Source organism: Paenilisteria newyorkensis, from assembly GCF_000766145.1.
Taxonomy (GTDB): Bacteria; Bacillota; Bacilli; order Lactobacillales; family Listeriaceae; genus Listeria_A; species Listeria_A newyorkensis.
In genome coordinates this window covers 65,698-82,084 of the sequence record NZ_JNFB01000040.1, presented here as the reverse complement: position 1 = coordinate 82,084, position 16,387 = coordinate 65,698, and the positions used below count along the sequence as shown (strand labels likewise).

The window sequence follows — 16,387 nt, the reverse complement described above, 5'->3', positions numbered from 1 at the left end:
TACTTTCGAAAGGTAATCTGTAAGCGAATTCATGAACTTAGAAAAGAGGATTGACAATGAATTTAAAAGAGATGACGACGCAAAATTTGGTTTTCTATGACATCGAAGCTACGTCAAAGGAAGAAGTAATCTCATTTTTAGTGGATCATTTAGACAAGGAAGGCTATATATCAGATAAAGCGGCGTTTCAAAAAGCGGTTTTGGAGCGTGAGGCGCATTCGGCAACTGGAATGGAGCGCGGTTTAGCAATTCCACACGGCAAATCGAGTGTCGTGAACAAAGCCGTTTTCACTGTGGCAAAACTGAAAACACCATTAGCGGCGAACGTTTGGGAGTCTGTGGACCCGACGAATCAGGTTTCGTTAGTGTTTTTGTTAGCGATTCCAGACGAGGAAGCAGGCACGACGCATTTGAAATTGTTGGCGGAGCTGAGTGGTCGCTTGATGAATGCATCGTATTTGGACGGATTGCTTGCGGCGCCTAGTAAAGAGGCACTTTTTGCAGCGCTTGGTGAGGAAGCAGTGACGGAAAACGTGGCTGGCGATTCGGCTTATGCTGGGAAATCGGTGTTGGCGATAACGGCTTGCGCGACGGGCATTGCCCACACTTACATGGCGGCGGAAGCGTTGGAGCAGGCCGGGAAAGAGCTAGGAATCGATGTTCGTGTCGAAAAACAAGGCGCGAACGGGATGGAAGACACGCACGACGCAGCAGCAATTGCAAAAGCAGACGCAATTTTGTTCGCCGTGGATACGAAAGTGAAGGAAAAAGAGCGCTTTGTCGGCAAAAATTATGTCGAAGTCAAAGTCGCTGATCCGCTTCGTCACGCGAAGGAAATCCTGATTCGGACGCTATCAGAACCGGATGGCACGGTGACGGCGAGCTCAGAATCGGAAGGCGTTGTCGCGAGCAAAACGCAAAAAACAGGCTGGAAAAAAGTCGGCGCAGATGTGACGGCAGCTATCATGACTGGGATTTCGTACATGATTCCGCTTATCGTTGCGGCAGGCTTGATGCTAGGTATCGCGAAGCTGACGTGGGTTTATGCGCTTGGCCTTGATATCGGCATGATTGGCGACCCAACGTACAACAGTGTTGGCGGTTTGCAAGAATTCCTCCATTATCTTGACGGCTTTGGCAACATGCTCTTCAAGTTCATTTATCCGGTGTTCGGGATGTTCGTGGCGTATGCGATTGCTGACCGCGTTGGCTTGATCGCTGGTTTTGCGGGCGGTTTGTTCGCAGGTGGCTTGCATTATACGTTTTGGGGCATCGAAGGAGGTATTCCGAGCGGTTTCCTAGGCGCGCTAATCCTAGGTCTAACAGCAGGTTACGTGGCAAAATTCCTAAATCAACGCGTCAAATTATCGAAAAATCTGGCGGCGATGAAGCCGATGTTAATCGTGCCGGGAATCAGTGTTTTGGTTATTTTTATCTTGAATTTATACGTTATTGATCCGGTTTTCGGACATCTTAATAAGTGGATTGCGGACACGATTGCGAGTATGAGTACGTCTGGAACGCTTAGTCTTTCGGCGATGATTGCTGCTGCGACGGCGTTTGACCTCGGTGGTCCGGTGAATAAAGCGGCGGGTGCGATTGCGATTGGGCTCTCCGCAGATGGTATTTTCCCGTTGACACCGCGTGTGTTGGCGATCGTTATTCCACCGCTAGGCATTGGTTTGGCGACGATTATTGACCGCTTCGTTGTTGGACGTCGCGTCTTTTCACAAGACTTGCGTTTGCTCGGAAACACGTCATTCTTGCTCGGTTTTCTAGCGATTTCAGAAGGCGCGATTCCGTTCATGCTGCGCAATCCGCTGATCACGATTCCATTAAATCTAATCGGCGCAATCGCAGGCGCATGTACAGGTGTGGCACTCGGCGCGGTACAATGGCTACCACTTCCAGCTATCTGGGGTTGGCCACTCGTTGAGAATTTGCCGGCGTATCTTGTCGGCATGCTAGTCGGTGTCGCGATTATCGCGTTTGGTAATATTTTTATTCGATACGCGATTATTAAACGAAAAGAACGCAATGGCGAAAAAATTGATTATTAAATAGACACGTTGGGACTCAGCAATTTGGGGTCCCAATCCGTTTTTATATGGAGATTGTGAGGGTTTAAAAATGACAAACGAAGAAAAAATAGTTCACGTGGTGCCGCATGCGCATTGGGATCGTGAGTGGTATTTTACAATAGAGGATTCGAACGTGATGCTAATCGAAAATTTGCGTCATTTGATGGATGTTTTGGAACGGGATGAGGATTATAAATCGTTCGTATTTGATGCACAAATGTCGGTCATTGAGGATTTCCTCGCGATTTTGCCGGAGAAAAAGGCGAAATTGGAGGAGCTTATTACGCAAAAACGGCTTTTTGTAGGGCCTTGGTATACGCAGACAGATACGTTACTTGTGCATAAGGAGTCGATGATTCGGAACCTGCTGTATGGATCGCGTGCGGCTGCAGAGATGGGACATAGTATGAAAATTGGTTATTTGCCGGATATATTTGGACAAAATGCGTATTTGCCGTCTATCTTTCAGTCTTTTGGGATGGAATACGCGATTTTGCAGCGTGGTCTGTACACAGATGATGTGGCGACGGATTTGAATTTTCGCTGGGTCGCTCCGGATGGCGTGATTTCGAAGGCGAATTATATGTATTTTGGATACGGACCAGGGAAATTTTTGGCGTCGGATGCGGCATATGTGGCGGGAACGTTGACGCCGATTTTGGATACGTTGCGGAAAATGAATAAGTCGACATCGCATATGTTGCTTCCGGCGGGCGGCGATCAGGTGTTGGTGCGGGAACATTTTCCGGAGACGGTGGAGGCACTTAACGCCGAGCAATCGGATTATCGCTTCGTGTTGTCGGATTATGAGATGTTTATGGAAGCCACGTGGGAGAATGGGGAATTCGAGACGGTGATCGAGGGAGAACTGCTCGCATCGCAGAAGTCGCGGATTCACAATACGATTCGGTCGCAGCGTGTGGATATTAAGCTTGCGAATAGCCGGATTGAGGATAAAATTTATCACCAGTTGGAGCCGCTTGCGGTGATGGCGAATAAGTATGGCGCGCCGTACCCGAAACGCTGGCTGGATAAGGTTTTCAAATTATTATTTGACGTCCACGCGCATGATTCTATCGGTGGCTGTAATTCGGACGAGACGAACCGCGCGATTGGGCATCGTTTGGAGCAGGCCGAGCGTATTTGTGATAGCCTTATCAACGTTTTGAAAAAGCAAATCGCACGCGGAATTGGGACGGAATATGAGCAGGGCGCCGTTCTTGTTTTTCACTTGCTGCCAAAAGCGATGACGAAACAAGTCGAGACGGTCATTTTTACGAAAGAAAAAGCGGTGTGTTTGGCTGATGCGTCGGGCGTTGTTGTGCCGCAAACGATTCTGTCTCAAGACTACATTTCTGGTGGAAAAAAAGTGGTGGTGACGGCGGATGGGGAACGGGAAGTCGAAATTCCGGGATACTATCGCACGGTTGTAAGCGCCGAAATCGCGATGGAACCGCTTAGTTATCAGGTTTTGCAAATCATTGAAGGCGCGGTGAATCTCGTAACGCCAACAGCTGATGCCAAAATTACGAACGAATTTTATACAGTCGAGGTTGTTGCTGGAAAGCTGGAATTAACGACGCAATCGGGCGAACAATTCTCCAATTTCATGCTATTTGAAGACGTAGCGGATGACGGCGATTCGTATGATTTTTCTCCGCTTGCAGGGGATGTTGCGGAACTGGCGGGAACGGCGGAATGCATCGCGGTGAAGCAGTCGGAACTCGTTTCAGAAATGACGATTCGCCATACATTAACGCGCGGCGAAGGGACGGAAATCGAGACCACCCTCACGCTCAAAAAGGGCGAAGATACGCTGGGCATCAAGCATCGCCTCACGAATAAAACGAAAAACCATCGTATCCGCGTCAAGTTCGCAGCGCCGAAAAGCGAGGCAAGTTACGCCGACCAAGCGTTCACTGCCATCAAGCGCGCCAACCTGAATCCACATTTTGCGAATTGGCGCGAAAACCGTTTTGCCGAAGCGCCAGTCCCGATTTATCCGCTTGAAAATTTTGCCGTAAGTCTCAGTGATAAAGGCGCGATTGGCGTCGTGACACAAGGCCTGAAAGAATATGAGGCGACCACGGATTATCTTGCCCTCACGCTTTTCCGGAGTGTTGGACTGCTCGGTAAAGACAATATCGCGTGGCGTCCCGGCCGTGCCTCTGGTATCAATAATAAAGTCGTGGAAACGCCGGACGCGCAAATGCTTGGCGATCTAGAGTTCAGCTACCATTATCGTGCCACCGCAAGCTTCACGGCCACCGATTGGTTCCGCGCCACCGAACGCGTTCGCACGCACCAACTCAGCTACCACCTTCAAACGCTGAATAGTTTTGAAGAACGAGTGGAACGTTTCGAACTGCCACAGCCAGCATCAATGCGCGATTTACCAACATCCGCGAGCTTACTCACAATCAGCGAAAACGCCTTTTTCAGCGCATTAAAACAAGCAGAAGACGGCGACGGCATCATATTACGCGCTTTCAACCCAACGGACGAGCCAATCAGCATCGAGGCAAGCCGCACAAGCATCGCCGTAAATATGGCCGAATTACCAACAAATGGCCCAGCAGAAATCGCACCACAAAGCCATCTAACACTAAAAATGAAGGAGCTCTAAACCGATGAAGCGATCCGATTTAAATAAGCAACTAAACGACCACCTAGCTACACTTTTCGACGAGCCAAAACGTAGTGATATCAGCAATCGTCTGACAAAACTCATCGACGCGCAAGAACAACAACAAGTTCCGCAAGCCGCCGCGATCAATGAGAAAAATATGTACCTGATCACATACGGCGACAGCATTCAGTCACCAGGCCAAAAACCGCTACAAGCCTTGCGCGCGATGCTTGACGAAACCGTTGCCGATATCATCACGGACGTCCATTTACTACCAATGTTCCCCTACACATCCGACGACGGTTTTTCCGTGACCGATTATTTGCAAATCAACCCAGAACTCGGCGACTGGCCTGACATCGACGACCTCGCCGGGAATTACCGACTGATGTACGATTTCGTCGCGAACCACATGTCCGAATCCAGCGACTGGTTCCAACAATTTCTACAAGGAAAACCCGGATTTGAGCAAGCCTTCGTGGAAAAAGAAGCCGGATTTGACGCTACAAACGTTGTCCGCCCAAGAACGAGTCCACTCTTTCACACATACGGCGCGACCGAAAAGCAAGTCTGGTCTACATTCAGTAAAGACCAAGTCGACGTCAATATCCAGGACCCCGCGATGTTCATCCGCCTGACCGAAACGCTGCTCACCTACATCACGCGCGGCGCCACATCGATTCGACTAGACGCCATCGGTTTTCTCTGGAAAGAATCCGGCACGACTTGCATTCACTTGTCACAAACCCATACCGTCATTCAAATTTGGCGTTTGCTGACAGACTATTTCGCACCGAACACACAAATCATTACAGAAACCAACGTACCGCACAAAGAAAATATCAGTTATTTTGGCGACGGCACCAACGAAGCCCATCAAGTCTACCAATTCCCGTTGCCACCACTCACATTACACGCTTTCACAACGCACGACGCGACCCACCTAACAAACTGGGCAAAAACAATCACGCCGATGAGCCAAACCGCGACCTATTTCAACTTCCTAGCTTCCCATGATGGCATCGGCATGCGTCCAACAGAAGGCATTCTAACCGATACCGACCGCGAAAAACTAGCCGAAAAAGTCCTGCAAAATGGCGGTCAAATTTCCTATAAAAACAATCCAGACGGCAGCAAATCCATCTACGAACTCAACATCAATTACAGCGACGCGCTCCGAAACACCGGCGAATCCGACGAACTAGCGATTCAAAAAATGCTCGCCGCCCATCACATCCTATTCTCTGTCATGGGTGTACCAGCCATTTACTACCATTCCCTATTCGGCTCAAGAAACGACAAAGAAGCCGCCGAAACATCAGGAATCCCAAGACGAATCAACCGCGAAAAACTCGATTTGGCGACCTTACAAAGCGAACTCGAAACGAACCCATACCGCCGAGCCATTTTTACAGGATTAAAGAAACTGGCAGAAGTTCGCCAAGGAGAAACCGCGTTCAATCCGTACCAACCACAAGAAGTTATTTCGAGCGATAGCCATATTTTCGCGCTGAAAAGAGGCGATGTTTATTGCTACACGAATGTTAGCGATCAGGCGATTACGATTGAAACCGCGGGAACGAAAAACCTACTCACAGGCGAACAAATCAGCGATGGCAAATGTGACTTGCCGCCGTACGGTTATGTTTGGGTGAAATAGTATCAAAAAACTAAGCTTATTCATGTACGTCGAAATTCGGCAGCATGAGTAAGCTTTTTTTCATTGCTATGAGGTAATACAGAAGGAAAGATGAGGTCAACAAATAAAAGTTGGGTGAATAAACAAAGAATAATGCTGATATTAAGCTATCTATCGATGTATTATGTGGTAATATAAAGAAATAACAACTACGAATGAGGAGGTCATAGCCATGAAAAAAATTATAAATGAGGCTTTCGTTATTTTCGGTATGATGTTTTTAGTTCTACTAGTAGCGTCTTATTTCACGGAGGTTGGTGAGCTTGTACATAACGGAAGAACGTATTTGCTTGTTCTTTTTGTAGCCATCATTGTTGGAAGATATCTTAGATTGATAGTAAAAGCTAAAAAAAGTAGCTGAATATTCTTTAGTTCACGCTATAGACCCAGATACCAATAAATAGTGGCTAATGGAGGTGGGGGAGCATTGTATAAAAAGTGGAATGATTTTTATGAGGAGCATCCTTATTGGAGTGTTTGGATAATAGTTGGTGTAAGTAGTGGTGTAACTATTTTGATAGAATATATAGTAAATCGTGATTTTATAGTAAGTGGTGAATTTTTAGAATCAGGATTTTATGGAATGCTATTTTTGACTATGGGATTGTTATTGCTTGCTAGGAGAAGAACGAAAAGTAAAAAGTAGTTAATTTTAAGAAAAGGCACACTGAAAAGTGTGGCTCTTTCTTGGGAGTGTAAATAATGAATCCTAGGTTCATTATTTATGCAGTTTACTTTATACTCCGCGGTAATATTAAATAGAGCTTATTCGTGTGTGTCGAAATCGGCACCACGAATAGGCTCTATTTTGTCTATACTTCTAACCCAATCTCATATTTCTTTAAAAAATCTGAAAAATGCTTGTGTACTGTATTAAATTCTAAATATTCAAGAACAAGCATGTTTTTTCTTATTGTTTCATAAGTGTTCTCATCTTCTCCAAGCTTAATACAAGCGATAGCATGATTTAATTCAGAACAAATTTTTTCGTAGACAAGACGATAATTTTTTGCAGTTTTAATAGCATTTTTAGCGAAATTTTTTGCTGAGATGAAATCCCTATGCTCTAAGCAAAGTGTAGATAGATTTAAATAAAGATGTTGTTCAATATGTTGGTATTCAAGGAAGCAACGAAATGTATGCAATCGTTTGAAGGCTTTTCGTGAGAAGAAAATAGCTTCCTCAACTGTTAAAGAAAAGATAATACTTGAGAATAGCTTTAATTCGTAGATATACCAGTTATCCATGCTCATCAGATATTTTTTTATAGGTTCTACATGTTGAATCATAGTTTTATTAATTTTATTGCTTAGCCCGTATTCAATTACAGCTTTACATATTAAACTATAGTGATAATAGCTTATATTAGCATTTTCTTCATAGAGCTTATCTGCGTCTAAAGATAATTGTTGCAACTGACTGTAGTCATTGAGACTCGCCTTTTCATTAATATCAACTCTAAATTGTTGCTTATCGTGGGGCTGTAAATCATTTTGAACAAATAAAAATTCTTCAAAGGTAACATTTAATCGATCTAAAAGCATAAAGACACGATCATAGGATGGAAAGTAGTTGCTGTTCTCAACTTGCGATAAATGATTTCTAGCTAGTATACCTTCTGATAGCTGTGTTTGTGTCAGGTTTTTATCTGTTCGTATTTGCCTTATAGTCTCTCCAAAATTCATGATTGCCCTCCAATAGAATGTATTTGATAGAAATAGATAACACAATAACAATTTATATCAATAAACTAGTAACATAGATAGTGTAACGATGGTTATTTATACTATACAAAATATTTCCAATAATATCAAATTAAAATTTACTTTTTCTGAATTAGGAGGTGGATACTATGAAATCAATATAAATGCAAAGGAGGTGTTCATGAGATTTCATACTGAAAGTTTCTAGAATGCAATTATGCACCTAGCGTAAGGCATATTTTATTGGTAAAATATAAATATAACTAAAGGAGTTTAATTATGAAAATAAAAATGGGGAAAATATTAATCGCTACTTCAACTGTAATGGTACTTGGAATTAGTAGTTTATTAATTCCAACCAAGGCTGAAGCTGCCACCAAATTATTAACTTGGGATTTGGTTGACTCAGGAAAACATTTAGATTGGGGCGGTAGTACTAAATATCAATCTAATTTCAACAAGGGCGTATCAGTTTGGAATGCCTATAAAAAAGGAGTAATTAGAAAGGATGTTTGGAATACCATTGAGGATGTTACATTATCCGATTACTCTAAAAAAGATACTACAGCTGCGATGACTTCCCCCTCAGGCACTATTAAATACAATAAATATAACATGGATACTCTAACTACTAATGAAAAAAATAATGTATCGATTCATGAGTTAGGGCATGCGTTGAGATTAGCTCATAATGGGACATCGGATGTTATGTATTATCTTGTATCTACTAAAGTAACATTGAGCATCAATGATAAAGCTTCATATGATGCAGCATATAAAAAATATTAAAGGGGAATTAATACGATGAAGAATCATATATTGAAGTCAGGCAAAATAATTACGCTTTTTCTAATCAGTAGCTCTGTTCTAGGAGCATGTACAAACGACACAGTAAAGCCAAGTGAAACTGATAAAATTCCAACATCATATATGCATGGCTCTTTTGTAATAGATGTTGATAATCCAGAGGCAACTGTTGGTTTTAGTGATTATACTTTTATTGGCTATGTTAATAAAAAGACTGGTACGAGATATGAAGATGCACAAACGATGGAACAAGAGAATGGATCTACTAAAGAAGCATCTACTCCTTACACTCAATATAGTGTAACAGTAATTGAAAATATAAAAGGAGAGTTAGAGCAAGATAAAGAGATTTCTTTAGAAAAAGCAGGCGGAATCAATGAAGAAAACACAGAATATTTTTTATATGAAGAGGATTCACTTCCTAGTCAAGGAAAATATTATATATTTACTGCAAATGCGCAAGACGATGGGAGTTTATTAGTTTCTGGGCCTAATTCCAATGTGTTAATCGATGACATCAATACAAAAAATAAAGCTGCTGCGGAGGAAGAAGTTGTAGTGACCGAGACTGCAAAAGAATACACGGAAGCTTATGAAAACGAAATTCCTTACAAAAGAGATAGATCGAAGTCAGATTATGAGGCAGAATGATAGGCTTATGCATATTATTTATAAACTTTTAATGATGAATTGATATCGTATGACATACAGAATAGGAAGCCAGCGTAATGTGATGAACGCCTGGCTTCTTTCGCGTAGCGTATAAATGTTGAAAATAAAAGATTAACTAAGAGTGTTTAAATGTCCACCTCAATCTCATATTTCTTCAAAAAACTAGAAAAATGTTCATGCAAGTTATCAAACTCTAGATATTCAATAATAAGCATATTTTTCCGAATAACTTCGTATGCGTTTCCATCTTCACCAAGATTAATGATAGCAATGGCGTGATTTAATTCAGAGCATACTTTTTCATAAACTAAGGTATATTTCGTGGCCTTCTCAATAGCGATTTCAGCAAAATTTTTAGCAGCTTGAAAATCTCTATGCTCCAAGCAAAGAGTTGATAGATTGGTGTAAATATGCTGTTCAATGTGTCTGAATTCTAAAAAATATTGAAAGTTACCTAATCTTTTTAATGATGTACGTGCGAATAGTAAAGCTTCTTCAACAGTTAGAGCGTAGATAATATTGTTAAATAGTTTCAATTCGTATAGGTACCAGTTATCCATCCCAAATAAATACTCTTTTATAGGTGTCACAAATTCAATCATTTCATCATTTACGGTATGACTGATATTATATGAAATCAGAGCTTTGCAAATTAGCATATAGTGATAGTAGGTAATGTTATCTGTTTTATCATATAAATCATTTGCCGTAACCGCTAAGTTTTTGAGCTTTTCTGTATCATTCAAATTCGCAGCTTCACTAATTTCCGAACGTATTTGTTGATTGAAAAGCATTTTCTGGTCATTTTGAACAAATAAAAATTCTTCAAAAATAACGTTTAGTCTGTTTAGAAGTAAGAAAAACTTATCATAAGATGGATAATAATTATTTGTTTCGATTTGGGAAAGATGTGAGCGAGTGAGAATTCCTTCTGATAGCTCTTTTTGCGTAAAATTTTTATCTTTTCTAATTTTCCTAATGGTTTCTCCAAAGTTCAAGATAGCGCCTCCAAACTTTTTATTAATTTGATGGAAATAAGGAACAGAAGCAACAAAACTATACAGATTAGCTATAACATGATGGTAGTACTGATGAATATACAGAGGAGTGACATCTATGTTAGAAACGTTAATCTGGATAATTACAGAATAGAAATGCAGTAACTTGATTGTTCATGGATTAATTTTAATTTTTGAACAGCTTTTAAATGAAGTAATCACTGAGTGAAAAATAAGACTTAAATCCATTATATAACATACCACTTACTTCGGCTAGCACTTAAGTAAATAAAAATGATATATTTGGGTCTTATTTGGTAGATAAAGATACAATCACTAATTTTTGAGATGAATGTGATAGGGTTCGGTGAAAAGGGTTCAGTTAGTTTTCTATGTTATGTAGTGAACTTGCTTTGAATCCTTTTGTTATAAATGATTCTAAAAACAATGAGGGATGAGCATATGCGGGGAAGTTTATGGGGAGCGTTGCGGGAGTTAGGCGTAACAGCTATCGTGCTATGTCGGGAAGTTATGTCTTGGTTGGGATTATTCGTTCGATACCATATGAGATGTCCGCATCATGGTGGGAAATCTTACGGGAATAAAAAGGGGTAAATTTATGAAGGGGTGGAAGGCATGTCTAATTTGATGCATTTGTTTACTGGGCCGGTGATTGCTCATGAGATAAAAATAGAGAATAAGACAAGGCACACGCTTTTTGATACATATTTGGTGAATGGGAATCAGCGGCAGCGTGGCAATGATTTTGGAATTGGGGAGAAGCGGAGTATTTATTTGCCTGCCTCGAATTCGACGGTGTGTGAGCTGAATTTCACGATTCGTGGGGAGGAGTACCGCTTTCCTTTGCGTGAAAAAATTGATACGCGGAATCAGGCGCCGATCGTTGTGAATATCGTGACGGATGGGACGGCGAGCCTGGATGTGGAGACGTATCGGGAACAGCAGCAGGGACCCAATGGTCAGCTGGTTTGGAAGGGTTCTAAGATTATCTGGGGAACGGCGACGTTTTTCTTCGTTTTCTTTATTATTTGGCTGATGAACGTGCTCTAAAAATAGAAATGCAGAAAGCTGAAACTAGGATATCGACCTAAAAAATCGATGCCTGTTTCGGCTTTTTTTGTCGTTATTTTTAGTGGAATATGCGATAATCGATAACAAACGAAAGTAAATGAAAATAAATGATTGACAAAGTGAGGAAATAAAAATATAATGGGGAGGTAATCAAGAAAGCGCTTTAATAAAAAAGGAGATGTTCTTATGTGTCAAGAGAAAACAGGTCATGTTGTGTTAGGCAAAGATATCCCTCAAAAAATGAAAGCAATTGTTGCGTATGCCCCTGGTGATTATCGTTTGGAGGAGGTCGCTGTTCCTGAGATTGGGCCTCATGAAATTTTAGTGAAGGTGGAATCGTGCGGGATTTGTGCGGGAGATTTGAAGGCTTTTGATGGGGCTCCTAGTTTTTGGGGTGACGAGAAGCAACCTGCATACATAAAGGCGCCGATGATTCCGGGTCATGAGTTTATCGGGCACGTCGTTGGTTATGGGGACCAAGTGACGGAGTTTGAGCTTGGGAATCGTGTTATTTCGGAGCAGATTGTGCCGTGTTGGGATTGTCGTTTTTGTAAGCGTGGTCAGTATTGGATGTGTGAAAAACATGATTTATACGGTTTCCAGAAGAATGTAAACGGTGGCATGGCGGAATATATGAAATTTACGAAAGAAGCGATAAATTATTTGGTTCCGGAGGATTTGCCGATTGAAAAAGCGATTTTGATTGAGCCTTATGCGTGTTCGTTCCATGCGGTGCAGCGTGCGAATATTAAATTGGGCGATGTCGTGGTGCTTGCTGGTGCGGGAACGCTTGGGCTGGGCATGATTGGCGCGATTAAGAAGTCTGGTCCGCAGAAATTGATTGTGCTGGATTTGTTCGAGGATCGCTTGGAGTTGGCGAAGAAATTTGGCGCGGATATGGTGCTGAATCCGGCGAAGGACGATGTTATCACAATTATTAAGGATTTGACGGATGGTTATGGTTGCGATATTTATATTGAGGCAACTGGGGCGCAGAAGTCGGTGGAGCAAGGGTTGACGCTGATTCGGAAGCTGGGAACTTTTGTTGAATTTTCGGTATTTAAGGAGCCGGTTACGGTGGATTGGAGCATTATTAGTGATCGGAAGGAGCTGGACGTGCTGGGCTCGCATTTGGGACCGTATTGTTATCCGCTAGTGATCGAAGGCATTCAAAATGGGGATTTGCCAACAGAAGGTGTCGTAACGCATACATTGCCGCTCGAGGATTTTAAGGCTGGTTTTGATTTGGTGAGAAGTGGTGCGGAGTCGCTGAAGGTCGTATTGAATCCAAACTTATAATCGAAAGGGGAACGTGACATGAAAAGTTTAACGAACAGAATCGGTTTACCGCCAAAATTAATGATGGGATATGCGGGACTTGTCGTCTTCATGATGGGTGAAGGCTTAGAGCAAGGCTGGTTGTCGCCGTTCTTGATCAGCGGCGGACTTTCGATTCAACAGTCGGCGTTATTGTTTAGTGTGTATGGGATTGCGGCGGCGCTTGCGGCTTGGCTATCTGGTGTTTTATCGGAAATGTTTGGGGCGCAGCGGGTGATGACGGCGGGTGTGATTATTTTCATTATCGGTTCGGTGTTCTTTATTTCTGTCGGACTGCCGAGTCATAATTTGTACGTGATGTTGCCGACGTATGCTTTGCGCGGGTTCGGTTATCCACTTTTTGCTTATTCGTTCCTTGTCTGGGTAGCGTATGAAGCGCCTACGGAAAAACTAGGTTCGGCGGTCGGAATTTTCTGGTTCTGTTATAGTGGTGGGCTGAATGTGTTGGGAGCGCTGTACTCAAGCATTGCGCTGCCGTATTTGGGCGAAATGACAACCTTATGGAGCGCGCTAGTTTTCGTCGTGATTGGTGCGATGATTGCGATTTTCTTGAACCGTGAAAAAGTAGCGAAAAAGGCTACGGGCGAACGACCATCGCTTGGTTATTTATTGAAAGGAATCACGATTGCTTTTGAAAAACCGAAAATCGGGATGGGCGGTATTGTTCGGACGATTAATACATCGGCGGCGTACGGTTTCACGGTGTTTATGCCGCTGTTCTTCATGGAAATCGGCTTTACGCGTGGGGAGTGGTTGCAAATCTACGCGTGCCTTTGGTCGGTGAATATTATTTTTAACTTATTGTTTGGTGTGATTAGTGATCGGCTTGGCTGGCGGAATACGGTGATGTGGTTTGGCGGCATGGGTTGCGCGACGTTTACAGTGCTGTTTTATTACGTACCGCTTTGGTCTGGCGCGAACTTCTTGCTGACGATGCTGATCGCGGGTTGCTTCGGTGCTTGCTTGGCGGCGTACGTGCCACTTTCGGCGATTATGCCAACGCTTGCTCCTGAAAATAAAGGCGCGGCGATGTCGATTTTGAATTTAGGCGCAGGGCTGAGCACGTTTTTAGGGCCTGCTGTCGTGGGAATTTTTATTGGAAGTCTTGGTACGGTTGGGGTCATCTGGGTGTTCGCGGGACTTTACGTTTTTAGCGCCTTTTTGATGAAATTCGTGACCTTACCGAAAAATCAGGATTTGGTGGTGCCGGCTGGTTCGGTGGATTAAATGCATTGGAGTGTTGGAAAATGAGAATTGGAATTGGTGCGGATCATAATGCGTTTGGAATGAAGGAGGCGTTGCGGGGTTACATCGAGGATTCGGGGAACGAGGTCGTTGATTTTGGCTGTTTCTCGGAGGATGAGGTGGATTATCCGGATATCGCGTTTCAAGTGGGGACGGCGATTCAGCGTGGCGAGGTCGAGCGTGGGATCTTGGTTTGCGGGACGGGAATCGGGATGTCGATTGCGGCGAATAAGGTGCCGGGTATTCGTTCGGCGCAGTGCCACGATGTGTATTCGGCGGAGCGTGCCCAGCTGAGCAATGACGCACAAATTATAACGCTCGGCGCAAAAGTGATCGGGCTGGAATTGGCGAAAAAAATTGTGGACGCGTATCTGGATGTGGCGTTTGCTGGCGGCCAATCGAAACGGAAAATTGATCAAATTTCGAATCAGGAGAGAGCTTATTTGGAGACGGGGAGTGTGGAAGGATGAAGAAATTAATCAATGACGCGGATCATGTAGTGGAGGAAATGATTGATGGCTACGTGAAGGCGTTTCCGCAATATGTGACGCGATTGGAAAACCCGCGGGCGCTGGTGCGCTCTAAGCTTGACGCGGATAAGGTTGGTGTTTTGATCGGTGGCGGTTCTGGACATGAGCCGGCTTTTATGGGCTACGTTGGTTCGGGGATGGCGGATGGTGTTGCGGTCGGGAACATTTTCGCATCGCCGCCGCCGGGTCCGATTGTGGCCGTGACGGAAGCGATTGATCAAGGCAAAGGCGTAGTCTACGTTTACGGGAACTATGCCGGGGATATTATGAACTTCGGGATGGCCGCGGAAATGGCTGATTTGGAGCACGATATTGAGGTGACGTCTGTGGTTGTGACGGATGACGTTGCTTCGGCGCCTAAAACGGAGACGGAAAAACGGCGAGGTATTGCCGGTGAATTTTTCGTGACAAAAGTGGCGAGTGTGGCGGCTGCGAAGGGCCATGATTTGGCGGGTGTGACGCGGCTTGCGAATCGTGCGAATGACGTGACGCGGACGATGGGCGTAGGCTTGTCACCGTGTTCGTTGCCGCAAACTGGGAAGCCGAGTTTTACGCTTGCAGAGGATGAAATGGAAATCGGATTGGGTCATCACGGCGAACCTGGCATTGAAAAAGGTAAGCTTGAGACGGCGGACAACGTGGTAGATCGTCTTGTTGGGGCGATTTTGGAGGATATGCCAATTGAGACGGGAGAAGAGGTTGCTGTGCTCATCAATGGTTTGGGCTCGACGACACGGATGGAATTGCTGATTATGTTCCGGCGTGTGGAGCAACTTTTGAGTGAGCGTGGTATTAAGATTTACCGGTCATTTATTGGGGATTACAGCACGTCGCTTGAGATGGGCGGCAGTTCGGTGACGCTGATAAAACTAGACGCGGAGCTAAAGGAATGCATCGATTACCCGGCGGATTGCCCGATGTATGTTCAGAAATAAGGAGGCGTGACAAGTATGTATAATGCGGCGAATTTTCGCGATTTTTTAAATAACGTAACGGAAACGATGGAACGGGAAAAAGATTATTTATGCGAACTCGATCGAAAATTGGGCGACGGGGATCATGGCGTGACGATGTCAATTGGTTGGCAGGCGATCAAGAAGGAGCTGGCGCAACAGGAGGAACTAGATTGTTCGAAGTTGGCGGTGCTGGCGGGTAAAACGTTCTTAGAAGCAGTTGGTTCCTCGGTTGGCCCGCTTTATGCGACGGGATTTCTGCGCGGGGCGAAGGTGATTAAGGGTAAAGAAACGCTTAGCGACGCGGATTTGACGGCTTTTTGGCTGGCATTTATGGGTGGCGTGAAAGAACGCGGACAGGCCGAAGTTGGCGATAAAACGATGATTGACACGTTGGAACCAGCGCGAATCGCATTAGAACACGCATTTTTGGAAACAGGCAATTTTGAAGAAGCGTTTCGTGTGGCGGTTGTGGCGGCAGAAGCTGGCATGATTTCGACTATCGATTTACTATCCAAACGTGGCCGCTCCAGCAGACTCGGCGACCGATCTCTCGGCAATCAAGATCCAGGCGCAACATCGGCCTATCTGATTTTGATGGATTTTCTCGTGAGCTTACCAGAACGCGTATTAGATTGAA

At 44.0% G+C, this 16,387-nt stretch carries 16 protein-coding genes; 14 read left to right on the top strand and 2 right to left on the bottom strand.

Annotated elements, in window-relative coordinates:
- The first annotated feature begins 56 nt into the window (after positions 1–56).
- From EP58_RS13705 to EP58_RS13685, 5 genes are all read left to right on the top strand, one after another.
- Positions 57–2,060 (top strand): fructose-specific PTS transporter subunit EIIC, encoded by a 2,004-nt coding sequence (locus EP58_RS13705; RefSeq protein ID WP_036094324.1) that lies wholly within the window; start codon positions 57–59, stop codon positions 2,058–2,060.
- Between the two features lie 70 nt (positions 2,061–2,130).
- Positions 2,131–4,707 carry a glycoside hydrolase family 38 N-terminal domain-containing protein gene (locus EP58_RS13700; RefSeq protein WP_036094322.1) on the top strand — a complete coding sequence of 859 codons (2,577 nt, stop codon included), beginning with the start codon at positions 2,131–2,133 and terminating at the stop codon, positions 4,705–4,707.
- Positions 4,708–4,711: 4 nt separating this feature from the next.
- Complete coding sequence (locus EP58_RS13695; RefSeq protein WP_036094321.1) at positions 4,712–6,370, top strand: sugar phosphorylase; 1,659 nt, start codon at positions 4,712–4,714, stop codon at positions 6,368–6,370.
- 211 nt (positions 6,371–6,581) lie between these two features.
- Entirely contained in the window at positions 6,582–6,770 is a 189-nt protein-coding gene (locus EP58_RS13690; protein ID WP_036094319.1) for a hypothetical protein, read from the top strand.
- 66 nt (positions 6,771–6,836) lie between these two features.
- The gene (locus EP58_RS13685; protein WP_036094318.1) at positions 6,837–7,055 is read left to right on the top strand and encodes a hypothetical protein; all 219 of its coding nucleotides are present in this window, start codon (positions 6,837–6,839) and stop codon (positions 7,053–7,055) included.
- Positions 7,056–7,221: 166 nt separating this feature from the next.
- Here EP58_RS13685 and EP58_RS13680 read toward each other — a convergent pair whose 3' ends face one another.
- The gene (locus EP58_RS13680; RefSeq protein WP_036094306.1) at positions 7,222–8,094 is read right to left on the bottom strand and encodes a helix-turn-helix domain-containing protein; all 873 of its coding nucleotides are present in this window, start codon (positions 8,092–8,094) and stop codon (positions 7,222–7,224) included.
- A gap of 342 nt (positions 8,095–8,436) precedes the next feature.
- Here EP58_RS13680 and EP58_RS13675 point away from each other — a divergent pair, with 342 nt between their 5' ends.
- Both EP58_RS13675 and EP58_RS13670 read left to right on the top strand, forming a co-directional pair.
- Positions 8,437–8,901, top strand: a complete 465-nt coding sequence (locus EP58_RS13675; RefSeq protein WP_373862721.1) for a zinc metalloprotease — start codon at positions 8,437–8,439, stop codon at positions 8,899–8,901.
- A gap of 15 nt (positions 8,902–8,916) precedes the next feature.
- Positions 8,917–9,570 (top strand): hypothetical protein, encoded by a 654-nt coding sequence (locus EP58_RS13670; RefSeq protein ID WP_036094304.1) that lies wholly within the window; start codon positions 8,917–8,919, stop codon positions 9,568–9,570.
- 146 nt (positions 9,571–9,716) lie between these two features.
- On the opposite strand, the gene EP58_RS13665 is transcribed toward EP58_RS13670, so the two are convergent.
- Positions 9,717–10,589 (bottom strand): helix-turn-helix domain-containing protein, encoded by an 873-nt coding sequence (locus EP58_RS13665; protein ID WP_036094302.1) that lies wholly within the window; start codon positions 10,587–10,589, stop codon positions 9,717–9,719.
- 462 nt (positions 10,590–11,051) lie between these two features.
- Between EP58_RS13665 and EP58_RS17560 the strand changes: the two genes are divergently transcribed.
- The 7 genes from EP58_RS17560 (at position 11,052) to dhaL (ending at position 16,386) form a co-directional block, all read left to right on the top strand.
- Complete coding sequence (locus EP58_RS17560; RefSeq protein ID WP_156110612.1) at positions 11,052–11,204, top strand: hypothetical protein; 153 nt, start codon at positions 11,052–11,054, stop codon at positions 11,202–11,204.
- A 21-nt stretch (positions 11,205–11,225) separates the two neighbouring features.
- Positions 11,226–11,660 (top strand): hypothetical protein, encoded by a 435-nt coding sequence (locus EP58_RS13660; RefSeq protein WP_036094300.1) that lies wholly within the window; start codon positions 11,226–11,228, stop codon positions 11,658–11,660.
- A gap of 207 nt (positions 11,661–11,867) precedes the next feature.
- Positions 11,868–12,980: an MDR/zinc-dependent alcohol dehydrogenase-like family protein gene (locus tag EP58_RS13655; protein WP_036094299.1), complete on the top strand. Its 1,113-nt coding sequence runs from the start codon at positions 11,868–11,870 to the stop codon at positions 12,978–12,980.
- 18 nt (positions 12,981–12,998) lie between these two features.
- Positions 12,999–14,246, top strand: coding sequence for an MFS transporter (locus tag EP58_RS13650; protein WP_036094297.1), 1,248 nt, complete (start codon positions 12,999–13,001; stop codon positions 14,244–14,246).
- A 20-nt stretch (positions 14,247–14,266) separates the two neighbouring features.
- Positions 14,267–14,734, top strand: coding sequence for a ribose 5-phosphate isomerase B (gene rpiB, locus EP58_RS13645; RefSeq protein WP_036094296.1), 468 nt, complete (start codon positions 14,267–14,269; stop codon positions 14,732–14,734).
- Positions 14,731–15,729: a dihydroxyacetone kinase subunit DhaK gene (locus EP58_RS13640; RefSeq protein ID WP_036094294.1), complete on the top strand. Its 999-nt coding sequence runs from the start codon at positions 14,731–14,733 to the stop codon at positions 15,727–15,729. Before rpiB ends, EP58_RS13640 begins: the two co-directional genes overlap by 4 nt.
- 15 nt (positions 15,730–15,744) lie before the next feature.
- On the top strand, positions 15,745–16,386 hold the full coding sequence (dhaL, locus tag EP58_RS13635) for a dihydroxyacetone kinase subunit DhaL (RefSeq protein WP_036094292.1): 642 nt from the start codon (positions 15,745–15,747) through the stop codon (positions 16,384–16,386).
- Position 16,387: the final 1 nt, after the last annotated feature.